This window comes from Microbacter sp. GSS18, assembly GCA_029319145.1.
GTDB lineage: Bacteria > Actinomycetota > Actinomycetes > Actinomycetales > Microbacteriaceae > Microbacterium.
This window is the reverse complement of the sequence record CP119753.1, coordinates 692,947-711,655: the sequence shown is the minus strand read 5'-3', so window position 1 is coordinate 711,655 and position 18,709 is coordinate 692,947. Positions and strand designations below refer to the sequence as shown.

Genomic DNA, 18,709 nt, shown 5'->3' with positions numbered 1-18,709 from the left:
GCGGGACATTCCTCCTGCGAGGCTTCTCCTCCGGAGGACACTCCGGGGAGGCGTGGTCGTACATGGTGTGCCCCTTCCTCTTGCACAGGTCGAGGCATACGCTAGAAGTGGCGCGACGAAGCGACCATCGGGTCTCTCCCCTGGGAAATGGGAGAACCTCCCTAGGGCGTTTCAGAACCCGCGCGCCTCAGCGGGGAGGACCCGTGGAGACCGATGACCTTTATGTCCTGCTGGTCGCCGGAGACCACATCAGGAACGACTACCTAGACCTGCTGCGCCGTCTGGAGTTGCCGATCTCGGCGTGGGCGGACTGCAGCGATGCCGTGCGGAACATGCCTCCCTCTCCCCCGGTGGTCGCGGTGCTCGAGGTGGAGCACGGCGGATGCAGCCTGCTGCGCGACCTGCGCGACCACTACAGCCAGGAGGTGCCGGTCGTGCTCGTCTCGGCGAATCGCACGATGCCCGCCGACGTCGTCGCCGGACTGCTGCTCGGTGCCGACGACTACGCCGCCGAGACGATGGATTCCGAGGAGTTCCTGGCACGTGTCCGGCGGCTGATGGACCGCGTCCACACGACGGAGGTCGCGACGCCCGATCTGCTGCGCCTTGCGTCGCTGACCGCGCGGGAGCGGGAGATCCTCGCCCTCACCTCGGAAGGACTCACTCAGAAGCAGGTCGCCTCGGCTCTCGGCATCAGCATCAAGACCGTCGGCGCACACATCCAGTCGCTGCTGCAGAAGCTGGGCGTCCACTCGCGCGTCGAGGCGGTCGCCCTCGCCGTGCGCGCGGGCGAGGTCGGTGGCGTCGAGCCCGAGAAGGCGACGCATCGGGAGCCGTCACGCGTGTCGCGGCCCATGCCGTCGCGCCCGGCCGGCGCGTCAGGCGGTGACGGAGTGCCGGCTCGTCGACCGGCACCCCGGACGACTAGTCGGTGACGATGTCGAGACCGGTCGCCTTGGACGCGTTCGAGACGCCACCGGCATCCGTCACGTCTTCGAACCCGGCCTGGTCCATGTAGGACACCGCCTGCGACGAGCGGTTGCCCGACTGGCAGTAGACGACGTACTCGCCGTCGAGCGAGTACTCCAGGATGTCCTCCTGGAACGTCGGCGACTGCAGGTTGACGTTGACGGCGCCCTCGAGGTGACCCGAGGCGTACTCGCCCGGCGTGCGGACGTCGATCACGACGGTCTCGTCCGTCACCTCGATCGAGGGCGAGCTGGAACAGGCGGTCAGAGCGGCCGCAGCGGCGGCGAGCGCGACGGTGAACGTCACGGCGCGACGAAAGCGCATGGGTGATTCCTTTCGGTGATTGCGACTCGATTATACCCCCAGGGGTATCTTGCGCTAGACTCTACCCATGAGCACACGTGAGATCACCATGGAGAACATCACGCAGACCATCGAGGACAGCGACATCGTCCTCCTCGACTTCTGGGCTGCGTGGTGCGGTCCGTGCCGCATGTTCGCTCCCGTCTTCGAGAAGGCGTCCGAGGAGCACCCCGACATCGTCTTCGGCAAGGTCGACACCGAGGCCGAGCAGCAGCTGGCCGGCGGCTTCCGCATCACCAGCATCCCGACCCTCATGGCCTTCCGCGAGGGCATCCTCGTCTTCGCGCAGCCCGGCGCCCTCGCGGCCCCGCAGCTGCAGCAGGTCATCGACGCCGTGAAGGGCCTCGACATGAACGAGGTTCGCGCGCAGGTCGAGGCCGCCAAGGCCGAGCAGGCGCAGACCGAGGCCGCACAGGCGTGACCGCGCCGCGCTCTCGCCGACGGTGGCTCCGCGTGTGCGCGGTGACACCCGGCGAGCGCGTCGTGCGCGCAGTGCTGGCGGTCTTCATGGTCGCCCTCGCGTTCAGCTTCGGCGACAACCTGATCATCGCCGTTCCGGCGGGCGCGGTGGCGGCCTACTTCGTCGTCGTGGCGATCACCGGATGGTGCCCGTCGATGCCGACGTTCACGCGCGAGCCCGAACCCGAGCAGAACTCGCTCGGCATCCCCGAGGCGCGTCAGCACATCGACGCGTAGTCCGTCACTTCGGATTCGGATCGCGGCTCCGGCCGGCGGTCGGCACCGGCCTCACGCCGGCGCTTGCGCTCCCCCGCGCGCAGGAACAGCGTGAGCATGATCGCCGCGGTCACGAGATAGAACATGTGCAGGATCCAGATCGGCCCCATCGGCAGGCTCAGCACGTACAGCGTGTAGGTCGCGTTCCCGACGTTGACCAGCACGAGGTTGCCCAGGCTGTACGAGTGCACGTCGCGCGTGCGCATGGCCTTGACGAGCATCGGCATGTGACTGGCCGCGAACAGCAAGGTCGCTGCCAGCCCGGCGAGATCCGTGATGCCCATGATGCTCCGATGATCTGATCTCGAGAGACCCGTTCGGGCCCTCTCACCAGGGAGGAGACCGAGCGCGCTCCCCCGATACATCGGCCCCCCGCCCGCCGACCCGGCATCACCGCAGTGCTGTGCGGCTCGTCGCCGTGGCCTCGAGCGCGACGCCGTCCGGGACGACGATGGTCAGGATCGGCGGACGCCACACCCCCGCCACCGTCACGCGTGCGGACACGCCGTCCGGCGTGCTCGCGCGCACCAGCGACGCCGACGGATCCGCCGCTTGCACCAGAGCGCCCGCGTGCACCTTGACGTCGTCGGCCTCGAGACGCGCCACCGGTGCGCCGTTCTCGACCGTCAGCGTGAAGGCATCCGCTGCGGCGAGCGCCGCCGCATCCGCAATCGCATCCAGACGGCGCTGCGCCAGATACAGGCTCGTCGCATCGACGCAGACCAGGATCACGGCGAGCGCGAGCATCGCATAGCCGATCGTGAGGATCATGGTGCTCCCGACGTCATCGTGCCCGGCCGGCGCTCGGCGCGCGGCGATCACGGGCGTCCCCAGAAACGCGAGACCGTCTGCACGGCGGTCGCCTCGACAGGGATCGATGCGAGCCGTTCCAGGCCGAGCACGGGCGGCACCAGCGGGAGCATCACACGTCCCGTGACGGTCACCACGAGCGTCCTGCCCGCGGACGGGCACACGGCCGCCGCCGGTCGGCAGTCCATCTCGACGACGACGTGCTCGGCATCGATGCCGTACTCCCGCGCCACCGCGCCGAGCACGGCAGCCGCCCGCGCACGCGCGTCATCCGCATCCGCCGACGTCGCGATCGCGCGCGCCATGTGTCGCGCCCCGGTCTCCACCCCGAGCGCCTGTCCCTGGATCGCGCCGAGGGTGACCATCAGGTACACCAGCGGGACGAGCATCACCAGCCCCGCGAAGATGAACTCGATCGGCGCGGACCCGCGGTCGCGGGCGGTATCAGTCGAGCGACTCTTGCGGCGCATGAGCCGTCACCTCCATCGCACGGGGCGCCCCCAGCAGTCCCGCCACCGGCAGCGGCGCACGCACGATCACCACGACGAACGCGCCTCGAGCGTCCACCGCGGTCTGCGCCGACACGTCCGCGGCGTACGCGGCGCCGACCGTCCTCGCGATGATCTCCCGCGTCCGCTCGGCGCCCTCCTGTGGGGTGGTGTCGGCGAGCGCGCCGTGGAACGCGCCCTCGACCGCGGCATCGTGCACGATGTTGCGGACGTAGATCGCGAGACCGAGCTGCAGGACTCCGAGCGTGAGGACGGTCAGCATGAGCCCCACCAGCACGAACTCGACGGGGCTCGACCCGCGGTCGTCACCGATCTCGCGCGTCCACCGCAGGCACGGCGCGCGCACCGCTCAGAATCCCGACACGCGACTGATCGCCTGCTCGAACAGTGTCGCGAGGGCCGGGCCCGCCAGTGCCCAGATCACGACGACGAGTCCCGCGGTCATGAGCGTGATCAGCACCCAGCCCGGAACGTCGCCGCGCTCATCGTCCGTCAGATCGCGCAGGGACCTCCGCCAGCGCTCCCGTGCCCGTCGCGGGCGTTCACGTGTCAGCCGCATCCGTTCTCCTTTTGTGTGTGGATCATCCGAGGCCGAGGCGGAGCATGAAGATCCCGGGGTAGATCGCGAACAGCACGCTCAGCGGCAGAATCGCGAAGACCAGAGGCAGGAGCATCCAGATCTCCTTGCGGCCGGCACGCTCGATGAGCGCCTGCTTCGCGCCTTCCCGCGCGTCGGCGGCATGGCTGTGGAGCACCTGAGCGAGCGGCGCTCCGCGCTCCAGCGCCGACACCAGCTGCTCGGTCGCGCGTGAGAGTGCAGGGACCTCGAGGTCCGCGGCCAGCCGGCGGAGCGCGCTCGGCAGCGGAATGCCCGTGCCGACATCCACGACGAGTCCGCGCAGCTCGTCCGTGAGCGCGCCGGAGCCGACCGCGCTCACGCGCCGCAGGGCGTCGAGGATCCCCTCGCCGGCCGACAGGCACAGTGCCAGGAACTCCAGCACCGTGGGCAGCTCCTCTTCGATGCGGTTCACGCGCTCCGACGCAGCCCGGGCGAGACGCATGTCGCACAGGAACACGCCACCTGCGGCGCCGAGGGCCGGCAGCACCCACACCGCGGGAGCCACCGCCCCGATGAGGGCGAACAGGACCGTCAGGAGACCGCCCGAGATGAATCCGGCAAGGCCCCACCCGATCTGCCGGGCACGGAACTGCGCGGGCTCCAGAACGCTTCCGGCCTGTCGCAGGCGCCGCGCCACGGCATGCGATCCCGACAGCATCCCGCCGGCCCGCGTCAGCACGGCGCGCACCGTGGCGCGCACGTCGACGCCGCCGAACCCGACGGCCTGGTCGATGCCGGTGCCGTGCGGATCCGTGACGTCCCGGATGTAGGGTGCGATCCGGCGGGACAGCGACGGCGCTCCCCACCGTGGCACGCGCGACACGACGAGCACGATGCCCGAAGCCAGAGCCGCCCCCAGGACCACCGACGCGAGCCACGCGTCGATCACCGGATTCATCCGAAGCACCTCCGCGGCTCGGGAAGCCGCCCCATGCGCAGCATCAGCCGGTAGGCGACCACCGACACGACCGCACCGCTCAGCACAAGGACGATGCCTTCGGGGCTCGCGTAGGCGCGCGCTCCTTCGGGTCGCAGCGACAGCAGGATGAGGATCACCCAGGGCGCACTCACTCCGAGCACCGCCGCCGCTCGCGTCCAGGACTGCCGCGATTCCACGTCGCCCCGCAGGACGGCATCGGCGCGCACCGAATCCGACAGGGCACGCAGCACCGTGGTGAGTTCGGTGCCGCCCACCTGGCGGGCCATCCGCAGTGTCTCGATGATGCGGTCGGCGGTCGGATCGGCCAGGCGCTGCTTGAGCATGCGGACGGCGGAGTCGAAGTGCCCGGAGGCTGCGAGATCGCTGCGGAAGGCGCGGAAGGCCGGGCGCAGCGAGTCCGGCGCTGAGTCGGCGAGCGCCGCGACGGCATCGGGCAATGACATTCCCGCTCGAACAGAGCCGATCAGGAGGTCGCAGACATCCGGCCACAGCGTGCGTCTCGTGCGCCGCAGACGAGAGGCCCGGGCACGCAGCCAGACGAACGGCGATGTCGCCGCAGACACGGCCGCGATGACGACGAGAACCGGGATCCCGATCACGAGCCACGCGGCGAGGGCTGCCACGGCGCCCGCGCCGATCGCCGACATCAGCAGGGAGTTCGGCTGCGCGCCTGCCAGGCCGGCCTCGGCGAGCATCGTCGCGAGCGCTCTGTTCCGGACAGGCCGCTCCCCCGGCGCCCGTCGGGGCCATAGCCACGGTGAGACGGCGAGCAGCAGCCCGGCGCCCAGCACAGCTCCCCAGACCAGCGTCATGCCGCCTCCGCGCGGTACAGCGTGCGTGCAGTCACGGCGGAGTCCACGACCCCCTGAGGCTCGACGATCTCAGCGACGCGCCTCCTACCGTCTCCACGGCGCTCGCAGTGGACGACGAGGTCCACGGACGCCGCGACCGCGGGCAGCACGAAGCCGGCGTCGATGTTGCGGCCCGCCAGGAGCGGCAGCGCCGCGAGCTTCCCGAGCGCCTCGCGCGCCGAGTTGGCGTGGACGGTGGCAGCGCCGGGCACCCCGGTGTTGAGGGCGAGGAGGAGGTCCAGGGCCTCGGCATCGCGCACTTCGCCGACGACGAGGCGATCGGGTCGCATGCGCAGCGCCTCCTTGACGAGTCGGCGCAGCGTCACCTCCCCCGTCCCCTCCAAGCTCGGCTGGCGCCCCTGCAGAGCCACCAGATCGGGTGCGCGCACGGCGAGCTCGAACGTCTCCTCGACCGTGACGATCCGCTGCTCGGGCGGGCATGAGGCGATCAAGGCGGCGAGCAGTGTGGTCTTGCCCGCGTGAGTGGCTCCTGAGACCAGGATGCTGCGCCCGTCCGCCATCGCGTTCGCGAGCAGCTGCGCGACCGCGGGCGTCAGCGAGCCCGCCTCGACGAGCCTGTCGAGGTCCCGGTACGCGGGCAGGAACTTGCGGACGTTCACGGCCCAGTGGCGGCGCGTGATGTCGGGGATCACCACGTGCAGGCGGCTCCCGTCCGGCAGCGAGGCGTCGACGAACGGCTGGCTCATGTCGACGCGGCGGCCGGTGGCGTGCAGCATCCGCTCCACCAGGTCCCGGACCGCAGACTCGGTCAGCGACAGCGGAACGCGCTCGGGGATCCCGTCTCGCGCGACGAAGATGCGGTCCGGGGCGTTGATCCACAGCTCTTCGACACTCGGGTCGTCCAGATACACCTGGAGCGGCCCGTAGCCGCCGAGCGCGGCGAGCACCTCGCGGATGCAGGCGGCCTCGTCGTCGATGGTCGCGGCTCCGCGTGCCAGGGCGAAGTCGTTGTGCCGCCGAACCTCGCTGCGCGCCATGTGCGCCGCCAGTTCCGGATCACTCGTCGGATCGGCACGCTCGGCGCGCAGACGATCGCGCACGCGCTCGACGATCGCGCGCACCGGATCGGCGGCGGCGGGAACGGCGGCGAGGCTCACGCGATGATCCTCGCAAGATCGCTTCGGAGGCCGACGGACTTATCCACAGGTGACGAACGCGCGCGACTGGGGCAGGATGGGCGGAGGCGGAAGGAGCCGCGATGACCGACGTGGACGAGCAGCAGCCGAGCCCCGAAGAGCAGGCCGGGACGAAGACCAAGAAGAAGCAGAAGAGCGTCGCGGCGAGCATCCTGTCGATCCCGTTCGCGATCCTGCAGTTCGCCTACATGTTCCTGGCGTTCTGGGACCTCTACAACCGTCCCGCCGAGGACGTGAAGGGCCCGAAGCCGGTGTGGATCCCGGTGATCCTGATGAACTGGGTGGGTCCGACCAGCTACTTCATGTTCGGCATCCGCCGCTGATCCGCCCGGTCGCGCGATTGGCGACCGTCCGCAGCGCCCAGCCGGGCCGCACTCGACGGCCCTGACCGGAGGCCTGCGCGGTGGTCGCCGTGCCGTGTAGGCCGTCCACGCGGTCTCCCCGCTTTGGTCAGGCCGCTGACCACGCACGCGGCGGCCGGCGCCGGTGTTCAACCCACGCGCTGGTCCGCGTCACGTATCACGCGCCGCACGGCCCCGCTCTTCTCCGTCACAGGTCGCGACCGGCGGCTTGGTGACCGGACAGCGAGGTGACGTCATGAGCGAGAACACAACCACCACCCAGTCGGGTGCGAAGCAGCAGCATGAGCGCAGGAAGGGGCGCGCCGTCGTCAAGTTCGTGGGGCGACCGCGGGTCACCGTGGATGAGAACGGAGCGCACGTGACGTTCGACCTCGTCAATCGCGGGCCGGTTTCGCTCGACGTCGGCTTCGACGTCAAGATCGACGGCCAGACCGTGGTCGTCCAGGATCCGAGCCTCTCGCTGGGCGTTGGCTCGGGGAACCAGTCGGTGACGCTCGATCTGCCGGTCGGCGCCGAGTTCGGGCAGAGCCCGCAGGTGGCGGTGTCGGTGACGGGAGCGTCGGGTCAGACTCTCGCCGTCGGCTCGAGCGGACTGGCCATCGTCTCGGCACCGGTGATCATCGGGGGCGTCGTCGCGGTCGGCGCGGTCGCCGGGATCGGCTGGGCGGTCACGCAGCCGAGCGGGCCCGCGCTGGGAACCGGCGACGTGCAGGTGACGCTCGAGTGGACGTCGCCGGCCGACCTCGATCTGCACGTGATCGACCCGTCGGGCGAGCACATCTCCTTCGAGAATCTGAGTTCGGCCAGCGGCGGAGAACTGGACGTCGATGCGTGCTTCGAGGGCTGCGCCGGCCCGGGGCAGCACGTCGAGAACGTCTACTGGCCGGACGGCGAGGCGCCGGACGGCGAGTACGAGGTCGTCGTGCACCACTACGACCATGGCGTCGTCGATGTGGAACCCGCATCGTTCGAGGTCGTCATCCGCGTCGACGGGCAGCCCGATCAGCAGTACACCGGCGCGCTGGGGCCGGGTGACTTGTCTGACACGTACCTCTTCGAGCGCTGAGCCCGGCGTTCGACCGCTTCACCGAGGCGGACACCTCCGGAGCCGACGTGAAGGGGGCCCCGCGCTGTGAACTGGCGCGGGGCCCCCTTGCCGGATGCGGGGTCAGCGCACCGCGCTGCTGCCGCGGAACTCGGCGTCGAGCTTGTCGTGGCCGTTCGCCTTGCCCTTGCCGGTGCCGTTGACGGCCGAGGTCGTCTCGGCGAACGTCAGGGTCGCGTGGGCGATGGCGTCAGACATGAGGTCGAGCGTGTCGTCGCTGTTGTTGTCGTACGTGTCGCACGCCAGGTGGTAGCACGGGTCGTACTGCTCCCCCGCGACACCGCCGAACAGCGCCGCCTGCTCCTCGGACTTGATGCCCTCGGCTCCGGTGAACAGCCCGCCGGCGGGAATTCCGGCGTCGATGAAGCCGAGGTAGTCGCTGCGGCCGTCGAAAGCCGTCGCCTCGGTCGGAACGCCCTGCTCGTCGAAGTAGTCCAGGAAGACGTCCTCGATCACGTTCGAGCCGTTCGGGCCCGTGAACCCGAACGCGCTGCCGTCGCCGTCGTAGACGAAGTTCACCGCGTTCGGCGAGCCCACCATGTCGAAGTTGAGGTTCAGGGCGATCTGCTTGAGCTCGGACTTCGACAGGTTCGCCACGTAGTACGACGAGCCGAGCAGGCCGTCCTCCTCGCCGCTCCAGAACGCGAAGCGCACGCGGTTCTCGAGGTCCATGTCCGCCATCTGAACCGCGGTCTCGAGAATGGCCGCGGTGCCCGAGCCGTTGTCGTTGATGCCGGGGCCCTCGCCGACCGAGTCGAGGTGACCGCCCACGACCACCGTGCGGTCGGCACGGCCGGTGGGCGAATCGGCGAGCAGGTTCATCGTCTCGACCGGGTCGATGGTCATCTCGACGCCCAGGCGCACCGTGGTGGTGGCGGCCGCGAGCGAGGCGCCGATGTCGAAGGTCGTGCTCACCACGGGGATGCCCGCGAACGTGTCTCCGAGTGTGCCGTAGAACATGCCGGAGCGGTCCTCCGTGGGGGCATCGCCCTGGTTGAAGATGATGACACCGCTCGCACCGGCATCCATCGCATTGATCGTCTTCTGTTCGAAGGAGCAGGCGCCGCGCTGGATCAGAGCGATGTCGCCGGAGGGAAACCCGTCGAAGTCCTCCGCCTCGCATCCGCTGGTGGAGAGGGTCGGGTCGCCGAGAGCGAGGTCGACGCCCGCGAGCGAGGCATCGACGACGGCGGCGTTGCTCTCCATCGGGTAGTACTCGTCGAAGAGGGCGTAGGACGTCGGCGCCGGGCTGAGCTGCTCGAAGACGGAGCTGACGAGGGTCTCGCGATCGTACGTGAACGGCTGGATCGTCGTCGCGTAGCCGGCATCCTCCAGCACCGTCTGAACGTACTCGACCGAGTCGGCGTGGCCCGGGGTCCCCGCCTGGCGGGTGCCGCCGTTGGCGTCGGCGATCGCCTGGAATGCCGCCTGGTGCGCGCGGACGCCGTCGAGCGTGACGGCGTCGCGCAGCTCCTCGGTGTCGATCGCGACAGCGGCCTGCGCAGGCGCGGCCAGGGCGAACGAGGCGCACACCGCGGCGGTGGCCGCGAATGCACCTGCTCGGATTCGGACTCTGGATCGGTCGTTCACAGTGCGTCCCTTCGTCGGGCGGATGAGGAGCACCCCGGGGTTCGGGGGCTCGCCGGTTGCGGCTGACAGTAGTGGCGTCCGTATACCCCGACCAGACCCTTGCGCGAATGGGTCCAGCACGGGCAGAATCAGGCTCGATCGTCGCCTCCCGGTCGTCGAGGTCTGCAGGAGGTCGCCTCGGATCACCCCCAGCAGATCCGGAGGACTCCCCGGAGATACCGTCCTCGCGCGTCAGTAGACTGAGTCGGACTCGCGGGAGTGGTGAAATCGGCAGACACGCAGGATTTAGGTTCCTGTGCCTTCGGGCGTGTGGGTTCAAGTCCCACCTTCCGCACGTTGCGGCCCAGGCCGCGACCGGCCCAGCCGAAACCATGCCACCGACGGGAATCCCGCCTTGCAGCCCATAGCGCTCATCCCCTGGCTCGACCCCGAGACGATCATCGCGGCCGCCGGACCCTGGGCGCTGGTGGTCGTGTGCTTCATCGTGTTCGCGGAGACCGGCCTGCTCGTCGGCTTCCTCCTCCCCGGCGACACCCTGCTCATCATCGCCGGACTCCTCTCGCACGCGCAGCCGTTCGCCCCCCAGGGGGTGTTCGGCATCAACGTGTGGTGGGTGGCGCTGCTCATCGGGGTGTCGGCGTTCCTCGGAGGCGAGGTCGGCTACCTCATCGGGCACAAGGGCGGGCCGGCGGTGTTCGAGCGCAAGGAGTCGGGCCTGTTCAGCCGGCGCAACGTCGAGCGCACGAACGCGTTCTTCGAGCGGTACGGCGGGCTGACGATCATCCTGGCGCGGTTCGTACCCATCGTGCGCACCTTCGCCCCCGTCGCCGCGGGCGTCGGGCACATGCACAAGGGCAAGTACACGCTCTACAACCTCATCGGCGCGGTGCTGTGGGGCTTCGGCCTGACGATGTTCGGCTACCTCATCGGGTTCATCCCGCCCGTGGCCTGGTTCGTGCGTGAGTACATCGACCTCATCCTGCTGGTCGCGGTCGGCGGCACGGCCGTGTTCGTCGCGTGGCACTACTTCGCCGAGAAGCGCAAGATCGCGCAGGAGCAGAGCGCCGGACACGAGCCGGAGCCCGACGCGCCCCCCGCCTCGCCGGGTCGGGTGTTCGAGGACGCCCCCGAGTCCGGTCGCGGCGGCGACGACGAGATGGGCTGACCCCGGCCGGCACATCGGCACAGGAGATCCCGCCGGAACAGGAACGGCGACGCCGAATCTCCTGCATCCGTGAGATCTCCTGTCGCGGTGCGCCCGACGCAGGCGCGAGCAGGATCAGCGATGCTGATCGATGAGGATGCTGTTGCCGTCGGGATCGATCAGCGTGATGTGGCCCGGGCCGGTCGCGCTCTCGTCGATCGGCTCGATCGGCTCGAGGCCCTGCGACAGCAGGCGCGCCTGAATCGCGCGCACATCGTCGAAGGAACCCGGCAGATCCCGTCCGCGTGCATCCCACCCGGGGTTGAAAGTGAGGATGTTCCCCTCGAACATGCCCTGGAACAGCCCGACGACCGCGTCGCCGGCGCGCATCATGAGCCAATTCTGGGCGGCATCGCCTGCGAAGGCGGTGAAGCCGAGCTTCTCGTAGAACTCCCGGGACGCCTCCAGGTCCCGCACCGCGAGGCTGATCGAGAACGCTCCGAGTTCCATGTCTCCCCCGTCAGGACGCCTTGGCGGACTTCTTCTTCTTCGGCTTCTCGGGCTCCGGCGCGGCGTCGTCGCCCCGGGGCTCGGCCGCTTGGTCGCCCGCCCCACCCTCGCGTGCCGCACGCGAACGCTCGACGCTGGCCCGCAGCGCCGCCATCAGGTCGATGACCTCGCCGCCGGACTCCTCCTCACCGCGCTCACCGAACGTCTCGGAGGTGTCGAGCGCGTCACCCTTGTCGAGCTTCGCCTCGATCAGCGTGCGCAGCTCGTCCTGGTACTCATCGGAGTACTCGGACGCGTCGAAGTCGCCCGAGAAGCTCTCGACCAGCGACGCCGACAGCTCCAGCTCCTTCGCCGAGATCTTCACCGGCTCGTCCAGCGACGGGAATGCCGCCTCGCGGACCTCGTCGCCCCACAGCAGCGTCTGGAGTACGAGGACGTCTCCGCGCACCCGGAGAGCCGCCAGCCGCGTCTTCTGCCGCAGCGAGAAGCGCACGATCGCGGTGCGGTCGGTCTGCTCGAGCGTCTTGCGCAGCAGCACGTACGCCTTGGGCGACTGCGAATCGGGTTCGAGGTAGTACGGCTTGTCGAGCGTCAGCAGATCCACCTGCTCGCTCGGCACGAACTGCACGACGTCGATCTCGCGACTGCGCTCGGCCGGCAGCGACGCGAAGTCCTCCTTCGTGAGGATCACCGTGCGCTCGCCGTCGTCGTACGCGCGGTCGATGTCGGCGTACGGGACGACCTCGCCGTCGATCTCGCAGATGCGCTGGTAGCGGATGCGGCCGCCGTCGGCGTTGTGCACCTGATGCAGGGGCACGTCGTGGTCCTCGGTCGCGGAGTACACCTTGACCGGGACGTTCACGAGCCCGAACGTCAGCGCACCCTTCCAGATCGCTCTCACCACACCAGTACACACCCGTCACACCCGTCGCGGCTACCGTCTCTTGGGCGGTCGCCGACGGGTGGCGCCGCTACGGCGCGGCGTAGGCGATCACCATGAGGATGACGAACCCGAGGATGCAGCCGAGGATCGCGACGACCAGCGACACCACCCACAGGCGCTCCTTGCGGACCCCGGCGACGATCGCGAACGCGAGCGCCGCGACCCACGTCACCCAGCCGATGATCGGGATGAGGGTGATCGCGCCGAACACGATCCCGAGCACCGACCACAGGTTGCTGTCGGACTTCTTCGCGGGCTGCGCCGTCGCCGGGCGCACCGGCGGCGATGCCGGATGCGCTGACGCCGCGGTGCCCGGCGGCGGGCCCGTCGGCGCGTCGGCATGCGTGTGCTCGGTCCAATGCGTGCCATCCCAGTAGCGCTTCTGACCGGCCGGGCCGCGGGGGTCGGCGAACCATCCGGGCGGCGTGCTCCGCGAGCCGGACGGCGGCGGCGAGGTCGGTGCGCCCGACGGCGGCGGCGAGGTCCGCGAGCCCGACGCCGGCGGCGACGTCGGATGCGGTGTCGTCGGCGTATGCGGTGCCGTCGTGGCTCCGGCGGCTGAGGCGTCTCCGGTCCTCGACCCCGCAGCCGTCGGCGCCGCCGCGACGGGCGGCTTCCGCGCGGCGGTCCCGGCCGGGGCCTTGGTCGGCGGCGACGTCGGGTTCGGCTCGCGGCGCACCGGCGGCTCGGTCGGTGTCGGCACGATCACCGGCGCGGACGGCGGCGTCACCGCAGCGTCGCGGGACGTCGGTGCGGTAGCGGCCTTCGCGATGAGCTCCTCGATCTCGGCGGTGACGCTGCGACTGGTCTCGGGTCGGTCGCCGAGCGCCCGCAGCAGGCTGAACGCGCTCTCGCGCACCGACTCGTTCCGCTCGCGATCCAGCGCCTCACGGAACTGGCGGATCAGGTCGCGCTGCTCGGCATACGGGATCGGCTCCTTCGCGCGGATGACCGCGCTCAGGCGCAGCAGGTACTCGTACGGGATCGGCGGCGCCTCGGGAAGCGGGTCCGGCAGCGGCCGTCGCGTGCCTTCGAGCTCGCTGATCGCCCGCACCAGCTGGATCGCCGTCTCGGCCGTCGGGTTGCGGTAGTCGATGAGCTGCTCGCGGTAGATGGCGTGGTTGCGTCGCTCCGCGGGCGGCACGTCGCCGATCTCGACCGGAAGGATCGGCAGCCCCAGGGCGCGCGCGTACTCGTACTCGTACTGGCACGGGTCGGATTCGAGCGAGTTCGGCGACAGCGCGAAGACGAAGACCTCGCACCCGCGGATCTGCTCGAGGATCGCCGCCCACCAGACTTCGCCGCCGAGGATCTCGTCGTCGCGCCACACGCTCTTGCCGAACGACTCGAGGTTGCGCTCGAGCGCGCCCACGGCCGCCGTATCGACGCTCGAGTACGAGATGAACAGCGACATCGCATCTCCCGGCAATCCGCTTCATGCCTCTTCGGATGGCCGTGAGCCTAGCCGATCCGCCGGGCGGCGTCACCGGGCCACGCGGCACCGACGCGCCCGAGCGCATCGTGGCAGCCCGGCGCGTGTCGCGCGAGGATGGGCCCATGACCCAGGATTCGCGGCCGCCGGCCGCGCCCGGTCCCCAGACCGTGCGCATCGACGGTCGTCGGCTGCGCCTGACGAACCTCGACAAGGTGCTGTACCCGCAGACCGGGACGACCAAGGGCGAGGTCATCGACTACGTCACGCGTGCCGCGTCCGCGATGATCCCGCACCTGATCGGGCGTCCGGTCACACGCAAGCGCTGGCCGGACGGGGTCGAGGCGCCGTCCTTCTTCGCCAAGGATCTCGAGGCGGGCGCCCCGTCATGGGTGAGGCGGATGCCGATCCCCCACTCGACCGGCACCAAGGAGTACCCGCTCGTCGGCGATGCGCCCACGCTCGTCTACCTCGCCCAGGTGGCGAGCCTCGAGCTGCATGTTCCGCAGTGGCGTTTCACTGCCGACGGGACTCCGGGGCGTCCCGACCGGCTCGTGCTCGATCTCGACCCGGGCCCGGGCACGGGCCTCGCCGAGTGCGCCGAGGTCGCCCGCTGGGCCCGCGAGATCCTGCAGGGCATGGGGCTGGAGCCGCTGCCGGTGACCAGCGGCAGCAAGGGCATCCACCTGTATGCGGCGCTTCCGGGATCGCAGACCGCTGACGAGGTCTCCCTGGTCGCCCGCGAGCTCGCCCGGGCCATCGAGGCCGATCACCCGGATCTCACCGTCAGCCAGATGGCCAGGTCCGAACGGCCAGGCAAGGTCTTCATCGACTGGAGCCAGAACAACGCCGCCAAGACGACCATCGCCCCGTACTCGCTGCGCGGGCGGGCGCAGCCGTGGGTCGCCGCCCCCCGGACGTGGGACGAGCTGGCCGATCCCGGGCTTCGCCATCTGCTCTTCGACGAGGTCCTCGAGCGTCTCGCGTCGATCGGGGACCCGCTCGCACGGCTGGGCTTCCATGCCGGGGCGCGGGACGCGCCGCACGGACCGCTCGCGGCCTACATCGCCAAACGCGATGGGGCGCGCACGCCCGAGCCCGTACCGGTGAACGCCCTGGGCGCGACGACGTCGGTCGGCGACAGACCGCGCTTCGTGATCCAGGAGCACCACGCCTCGCGCCTGCACTGGGACCTGAGGCTCGAGCGGGACGGCGTCATGGTCAGCTGGGCGGTGCCGCGCGGCATCCCGTCCTCCACGGCGCGCAACAACCTCGCCGTGCAGACCGAGGATCACCCGATGGAGTACGCCGAGTTCGAGGGCACCATCCCGCGCGGGCAGTACGGCGCGGGCACGATGACGATCTGGGACGACGGGCGATACGACCTCGAGAAATGGCGCGACGACGAGATCATCTTCACGCTCGAGGGACGGCCCGGCGGGCCTCTCGGCCGCGTGCGGCTGGTCCTGATCCGCACCGACGGCGCCGGCGAGAAGTCGACGTGGCTGCTCCATCGCATGAAGACGGATGCCGCCGGCCGCCCGCAGCCCGAGGGCGACACCGTCGCCGCGAGCGAGCAGGCGGATGAGCACGACGGGTTCCACGTCTCCCCCGCGCAGGCGGCGGAGGCATCGTCGACCCGATCGTCCGCGGAGCGCCGAGACTCGCGGCCCGACGCCGGCACGGGAATCGACGTCCCCCCGGCGGCCCTCCCTCAGCCCGGGAGCGCGGACACCGCCGGCACGATGCCGCCCCCGCCGTCCGAGCTTCGGCCCATGCTCGCCACAGCGGCGACGCCGGGCATCGCGCGCGCGACGGCCCGGCGGTGGGGCGAGCGCGGCGGTCACGCGTGGGCCGAGGTCAAGTGGGACGGCGTGCGCGCGGTCGGCATATGGGACGGCAAGCGGCTCCGCCTGCGGGCCCGCAGCGGCAGCGACATCACCGCCAAGTACCCCGAGCTCACCGAGCACGACCCGGGCTGGGGCTCGACCCCTGCCGTCGTCGACGGCGAGATCGTGGCGCTCGACGAGCGCGGCCGCCCCAGCTTCCCGCTGCTGCAGAACCGCATGAACCTGTCGCGCCCCGAAGAGATCCGGCGAGAGGCGCCGCGCACCCCGGTGCGCTACCACCTGTTCGACCTCCTCGCCCTCGACGGGCGGGATGCGGCGCCGCTCCCGCTCGCGCAGCGCCGTGAGCTGCTCGAAGCGGTCGCCGCGGCGTCCGAGGGCCCGATCGACGTGCCGCCGGTGTTCGATGACACCGACGAGGCCCTGGCGATGAGCGAGCGCTTCGGGCTCGAGGGCATCGTCGTGAAGGACCCGGCCTCGACCTACCGCCGCGGCGAACGCTCCGACCGCTGGCTCAAGGTCAAGCTGACCCGCACGCAGGAGGTCGTGATCGGCGGCATCCGCCCCGGCAGGGGCGGGCGCACCGGGTCGATCGGCTCGCTGCTGGTGGGCATCCCGTCACCGGACGGACTGCGCTACGCCGGCCGCGTGGGCTCCGGTTTCAGCGATGCGACGCTCGCGCGCCTCGAGACGCTCCTCATGCCGCTCCGCACGGACGATCAGCCGTTCACCGACGTGCCCGCAGCCGACGCATCGGATGCGCTGTGGGTGCGGCCCGAGACCGTCGGCGAGGTGGAGTTCGCCGAGTTCACCCCGGGTGGGATCCTTCGCCAGGCACGCTGGCGCGGCCTCCGCACGGACAAGTCGCCGGCCGACGTCCGACGGGAGCCATGACGGCCCGTCAGCCCGTGCGCGCGGGATTCGTCGCCTTGCCGTCGAGCCACAGCACATCGGACGCGTCGCCGTGCGCGCCGCCGCTGCCGACATGCTTCGCACTGATCTGCGGGCCCTTCGTGATCACGTGCACGAGCGCCATGGCGTGCCCGCGACCCAGACCGTAGTCGGCCGCGAGCCACTGCACGATGGGCGTCGCCTTCGTGGATTCGTCGAAGCCGCGTTCGCGGGCGAGCCCGACGAACTGACGCGGCGTCAGGCCGGTCTTGTCCTCAATGGTGTCGAGATATGCCTGGAACGACATGCGCGCCTCGTTTCGGGAACGTCAGGAGTGGGGTTCGTGCTCGACGTGGTCTGCGGGCTCGAGCTGGAAGGTCGAGTGCTCGACATCGAAGTGCTCCGACAGGCATCCTTGCAGCTTCGCGAGGATCCCGGCAGCGCGCCCGTCGCGGAACGCCTCGTCCGAGATCACGACGTGCGCCGTGAAGACCGGCGCGCCGCGAGTGAGCTGCCACACATGGATGTCGTGGACGTCGACGACGCCCGGGCTGTCGAGGATGTGCCGTCGGATCTCCGTGACATGCGTGCCCGCGGGTGCGGACTCGCCGAGCACCGACACGACCTCTCGCAGGAGCGCTATCGCGCGCGGGATGATCATCGCCGCGATCGCCAGAGAGGCCAGCGCGTCCGCCTGGATCCAGCCGGTGAGCGAGATGATGATCGCCGCGATGATGACCATGGCCGATCCGATGAGGTCGCCGAGCACCTCGAGGTAGGCGCCGCGCACGTTGATGCTGCGCCGCTGCGCGGCGCCGAGCAACCACATCGCGACGGCATTGGCCACCAGGCCCACGATCGCCACGCCCAGCATCAGACCGCCGGCCACCTCGGCGTCGCCGGGGTCGATGAGCCGCTGCACGCCCTCGATCGCCACCCAGACCGACAGGGCGATGAGGATGATCGCGTTGACCACGGCGCCGAGCACCTCGGCTCGCTGATAGCCGAAGGTGTTCCGCTCGTTCGCCGGGCGCGCGGCGACCATGCTCGCGATCAGCGCGATCACGAGGGCCGCGGCATCCGTGAACATGTGCGCCGCGTCGGCGAGCAGCGCGAGCGACCCCGACAGGACCGCGCCGACGACCTGCACGACCATCACGACGGTGGTGATCGCGAGCGACATCCCCAGCAGAAGCCGGTTGTCGGCGCCGCGGATGCCGGCGGGGGCGTGGTCGTGCATGCCTCCAGGCTAGGCCCGTCGCCCCCTCCGGCACGGACGATCGGCGCAGTCGGGAATGAGACTGATTCTCAGTCGCGGCCGGTCACAGCGTCGCGAGCAGCGGGACGAGCTCCGTGAACGCGCGGGAACGGTGCGACGCGCCGTTCTTCTCCTCGGCCGACCACTCGCCGACCGTGCGCTCGGCGCCTGCCGGCTGGCCGTCGGGGATGAAGATCGGGTCGTAGCCGAACCCGCCGCCCCCCGACGCCGCGCGCGCGAGGCGGCCGCGCCAGCGTCCCTCGACGACGTGCTCGGCGTCGCCCTCACCCGGCACGACGAGAGCGATGGTGGAGACGAACTGCGCGCCGCGGTGAGGGTCGCCGATGTCCGAGAGCTGATCCAGCAGAAGGTCCAGATTCGCCGCGGCGTCCTTCGCGTGGCCGGCCCAGTACGCCGAGAAGACACCCGGCGCACCGCCGAGCACGTCGACGCAGATGCCCGAGTCGTCGGCCAGCGCCGGCAGCCCGGTGTGCGCTGCCGCTGTCCGCGCCTTCAGCAGCGCGTTGGCGGCGAACGTCACGCCGTCCTCGACCGGTTCGGGTCCGTCGTAGCCGATGACCGTCAGGTCCGGGCGCGCCTGCGCGACGATCGCCTGGAACTCCTCGACCTTGTGCGGATTGTGCGTGGCCAGGACGATCTGCTGAGCCATCGCC

At 70.5% G+C, this 18,709-nt stretch carries 23 protein-coding genes and 1 tRNA gene; 8 read left to right on the top strand and 16 right to left on the bottom strand.

Annotated features, from left to right (window positions below; genetic code table 11):
- The first annotated feature begins 203 nt into the window (after positions 1–203).
- Positions 204–935 carry a response regulator transcription factor gene (locus P0L94_03320; protein ID WES65110.1) on the top strand — a complete coding sequence of 244 codons (732 nt, stop codon included), beginning with the start codon at positions 204–206 and terminating at the stop codon, positions 933–935.
- On the opposite strand, the gene P0L94_03315 is transcribed toward P0L94_03320, so the two are convergent.
- Positions 925–1,293, bottom strand: a complete 369-nt coding sequence (locus P0L94_03315) for a rhodanese-like domain-containing protein (protein ID WES65109.1) — start codon at positions 1,291–1,293, stop codon at positions 925–927. The two genes, P0L94_03320 and P0L94_03315, sit on opposite strands and share 11 nt — an antisense overlap.
- A 67-nt stretch (positions 1,294–1,360) precedes the next feature.
- Between P0L94_03315 and trxA the strand changes: the two genes are divergently transcribed.
- Together trxA and P0L94_03305 are read left to right on the top strand one after the other, a co-directional pair.
- On the top strand, positions 1,361–1,753 hold the full coding sequence (gene trxA, locus P0L94_03310; GenBank protein WES65108.1) for a thioredoxin: 393 nt from the start codon (positions 1,361–1,363) through the stop codon (positions 1,751–1,753).
- Positions 1,750–2,028 carry a DUF2892 domain-containing protein gene (locus P0L94_03305; GenBank protein ID WES65107.1) on the top strand — a complete coding sequence of 93 codons (279 nt, stop codon included), beginning with the start codon at positions 1,750–1,752 and terminating at the stop codon, positions 2,026–2,028. Before trxA ends, P0L94_03305 begins: the two co-directional genes overlap by 4 nt.
- On the opposite strand, the gene P0L94_03300 is transcribed toward P0L94_03305, so the two are convergent.
- The 8 genes from P0L94_03300 to P0L94_03265 form a co-directional block, all read right to left on the bottom strand.
- Entirely contained in the window at positions 2,010–2,351 is a 342-nt protein-coding gene (locus tag P0L94_03300) for a hypothetical protein (protein WES65106.1), read from the bottom strand. The two genes, P0L94_03305 and P0L94_03300, sit on opposite strands and share 19 nt — an antisense overlap.
- Positions 2,352–2,457: 106 nt before the next feature.
- Positions 2,458–2,838, bottom strand: coding sequence for a pilus assembly protein TadG-related protein (locus P0L94_03295; protein WES65105.1), 381 nt, complete (start codon positions 2,836–2,838; stop codon positions 2,458–2,460).
- Between the two features lie 47 nt (positions 2,839–2,885).
- Positions 2,886–3,347 carry a hypothetical protein gene (locus tag P0L94_03290; GenBank protein WES65104.1) on the bottom strand — a complete coding sequence of 154 codons (462 nt, stop codon included), beginning with the start codon at positions 3,345–3,347 and terminating at the stop codon, positions 2,886–2,888.
- Positions 3,322–3,732, bottom strand: a complete 411-nt coding sequence (locus P0L94_03285; GenBank protein WES65103.1) for a TadE/TadG family type IV pilus assembly protein — start codon at positions 3,730–3,732, stop codon at positions 3,322–3,324. Before P0L94_03285 ends, P0L94_03290 begins: the two co-directional genes overlap by 26 nt.
- Positions 3,733–3,735: 3 nt before the next feature.
- Positions 3,736–3,945 carry a hypothetical protein gene (locus tag P0L94_03280; protein WES65102.1) on the bottom strand — a complete coding sequence of 70 codons (210 nt, stop codon included), beginning with the start codon at positions 3,943–3,945 and terminating at the stop codon, positions 3,736–3,738.
- A gap of 22 nt (positions 3,946–3,967) precedes the next feature.
- Positions 3,968–4,903, bottom strand: a complete 936-nt coding sequence (locus P0L94_03275) for a type II secretion system F family protein (GenBank protein WES65101.1) — start codon at positions 4,901–4,903, stop codon at positions 3,968–3,970.
- A complete protein-coding gene (locus tag P0L94_03270) occupies positions 4,900–5,757 on the bottom strand; it encodes a type II secretion system F family protein (protein WES65100.1) in 858 nt (285 codons plus the stop codon). Before P0L94_03270 ends, P0L94_03275 begins: the two co-directional genes overlap by 4 nt.
- A complete protein-coding gene (locus P0L94_03265) occupies positions 5,754–6,914 on the bottom strand; it encodes an ATPase, T2SS/T4P/T4SS family (protein ID WES65099.1) in 1,161 nt (386 codons plus the stop codon). Before P0L94_03265 ends, P0L94_03270 begins: the two co-directional genes overlap by 4 nt.
- A 101-nt stretch (positions 6,915–7,015) precedes the next feature.
- Between P0L94_03265 and P0L94_03260 the strand changes: the two genes are divergently transcribed.
- Both P0L94_03260 and P0L94_03255 read left to right on the top strand, forming a co-directional pair.
- A complete protein-coding gene (locus tag P0L94_03260) occupies positions 7,016–7,276 on the top strand; it encodes a PLDc N-terminal domain-containing protein (protein ID WES65098.1) in 261 nt (86 codons plus the stop codon).
- A gap of 274 nt (positions 7,277–7,550) precedes the next feature.
- The gene (locus P0L94_03255) at positions 7,551–8,381 is read left to right on the top strand and encodes a hypothetical protein (GenBank protein WES65097.1); all 831 of its coding nucleotides are present in this window, start codon (positions 7,551–7,553) and stop codon (positions 8,379–8,381) included.
- Between the two features lie 102 nt (positions 8,382–8,483).
- Here P0L94_03255 and P0L94_03250 read toward each other — a convergent pair whose 3' ends face one another.
- On the bottom strand, positions 8,484–10,010 hold the full coding sequence (locus P0L94_03250; GenBank protein ID WES65096.1) for a M28 family peptidase: 1,527 nt from the start codon (positions 10,008–10,010) through the stop codon (positions 8,484–8,486).
- Positions 10,011–10,262: 252 nt separating this feature from the next.
- Between P0L94_03250 and P0L94_03245 the strand changes: the two genes are divergently transcribed.
- Both P0L94_03245 and P0L94_03240 read left to right on the top strand, forming a co-directional pair.
- Positions 10,263–10,344 (top strand) — tRNA-Leu (locus P0L94_03245).
- Between the two features lie 60 nt (positions 10,345–10,404).
- Positions 10,405–11,175, top strand: coding sequence for a VTT domain-containing protein (locus tag P0L94_03240; GenBank protein ID WES65095.1), 771 nt, complete (start codon positions 10,405–10,407; stop codon positions 11,173–11,175).
- Between the two features lie 114 nt (positions 11,176–11,289).
- Here the strand turns inward: P0L94_03240 and P0L94_03235 are convergent, their stop codons facing one another.
- The 3 genes from P0L94_03235 to P0L94_03225 form a co-directional block, all read right to left on the bottom strand.
- The gene (locus tag P0L94_03235; GenBank protein ID WES65094.1) at positions 11,290–11,664 is read right to left on the bottom strand and encodes a VOC family protein; all 375 of its coding nucleotides are present in this window, start codon (positions 11,662–11,664) and stop codon (positions 11,290–11,292) included.
- A 10-nt stretch (positions 11,665–11,674) separates the two neighbouring features.
- Complete coding sequence (locus tag P0L94_03230; GenBank protein WES65093.1) at positions 11,675–12,565, bottom strand: Ku protein; 891 nt, start codon at positions 12,563–12,565, stop codon at positions 11,675–11,677.
- 70 nt (positions 12,566–12,635) lie between these two features.
- The gene (locus P0L94_03225; protein WES65092.1) at positions 12,636–14,021 is read right to left on the bottom strand and encodes a TIR domain-containing protein; all 1,386 of its coding nucleotides are present in this window, start codon (positions 14,019–14,021) and stop codon (positions 12,636–12,638) included.
- A gap of 143 nt (positions 14,022–14,164) precedes the next feature.
- On the opposite strand from P0L94_03225, the gene P0L94_03220 reads away from it, so the two are divergent.
- Positions 14,165–16,780 (top strand): ATP-dependent DNA ligase, encoded by a 2,616-nt coding sequence (locus P0L94_03220; GenBank protein ID WES65091.1) that lies wholly within the window; start codon positions 14,165–14,167, stop codon positions 16,778–16,780.
- A 7-nt stretch (positions 16,781–16,787) separates the two neighbouring features.
- On the opposite strand, the gene P0L94_03215 is transcribed toward P0L94_03220, so the two are convergent.
- From P0L94_03215 to rdgB, 3 genes are all read right to left on the bottom strand, one after another.
- Entirely contained in the window at positions 16,788–17,084 is a 297-nt protein-coding gene (locus P0L94_03215; protein WES65090.1) for a DUF4287 domain-containing protein, read from the bottom strand.
- Between the two features lie 21 nt (positions 17,085–17,105).
- Positions 17,106–18,017, bottom strand: a complete 912-nt coding sequence (locus P0L94_03210; GenBank protein WES65089.1) for a cation diffusion facilitator family transporter — start codon at positions 18,015–18,017, stop codon at positions 17,106–17,108.
- Between the two features lie 82 nt (positions 18,018–18,099).
- Positions 18,100–18,705, bottom strand: coding sequence for an RdgB/HAM1 family non-canonical purine NTP pyrophosphatase (gene rdgB / locus P0L94_03205; protein ID WES65088.1), 606 nt, complete (start codon positions 18,703–18,705; stop codon positions 18,100–18,102).
- Positions 18,706–18,709: the final 4 nt, after the last annotated feature.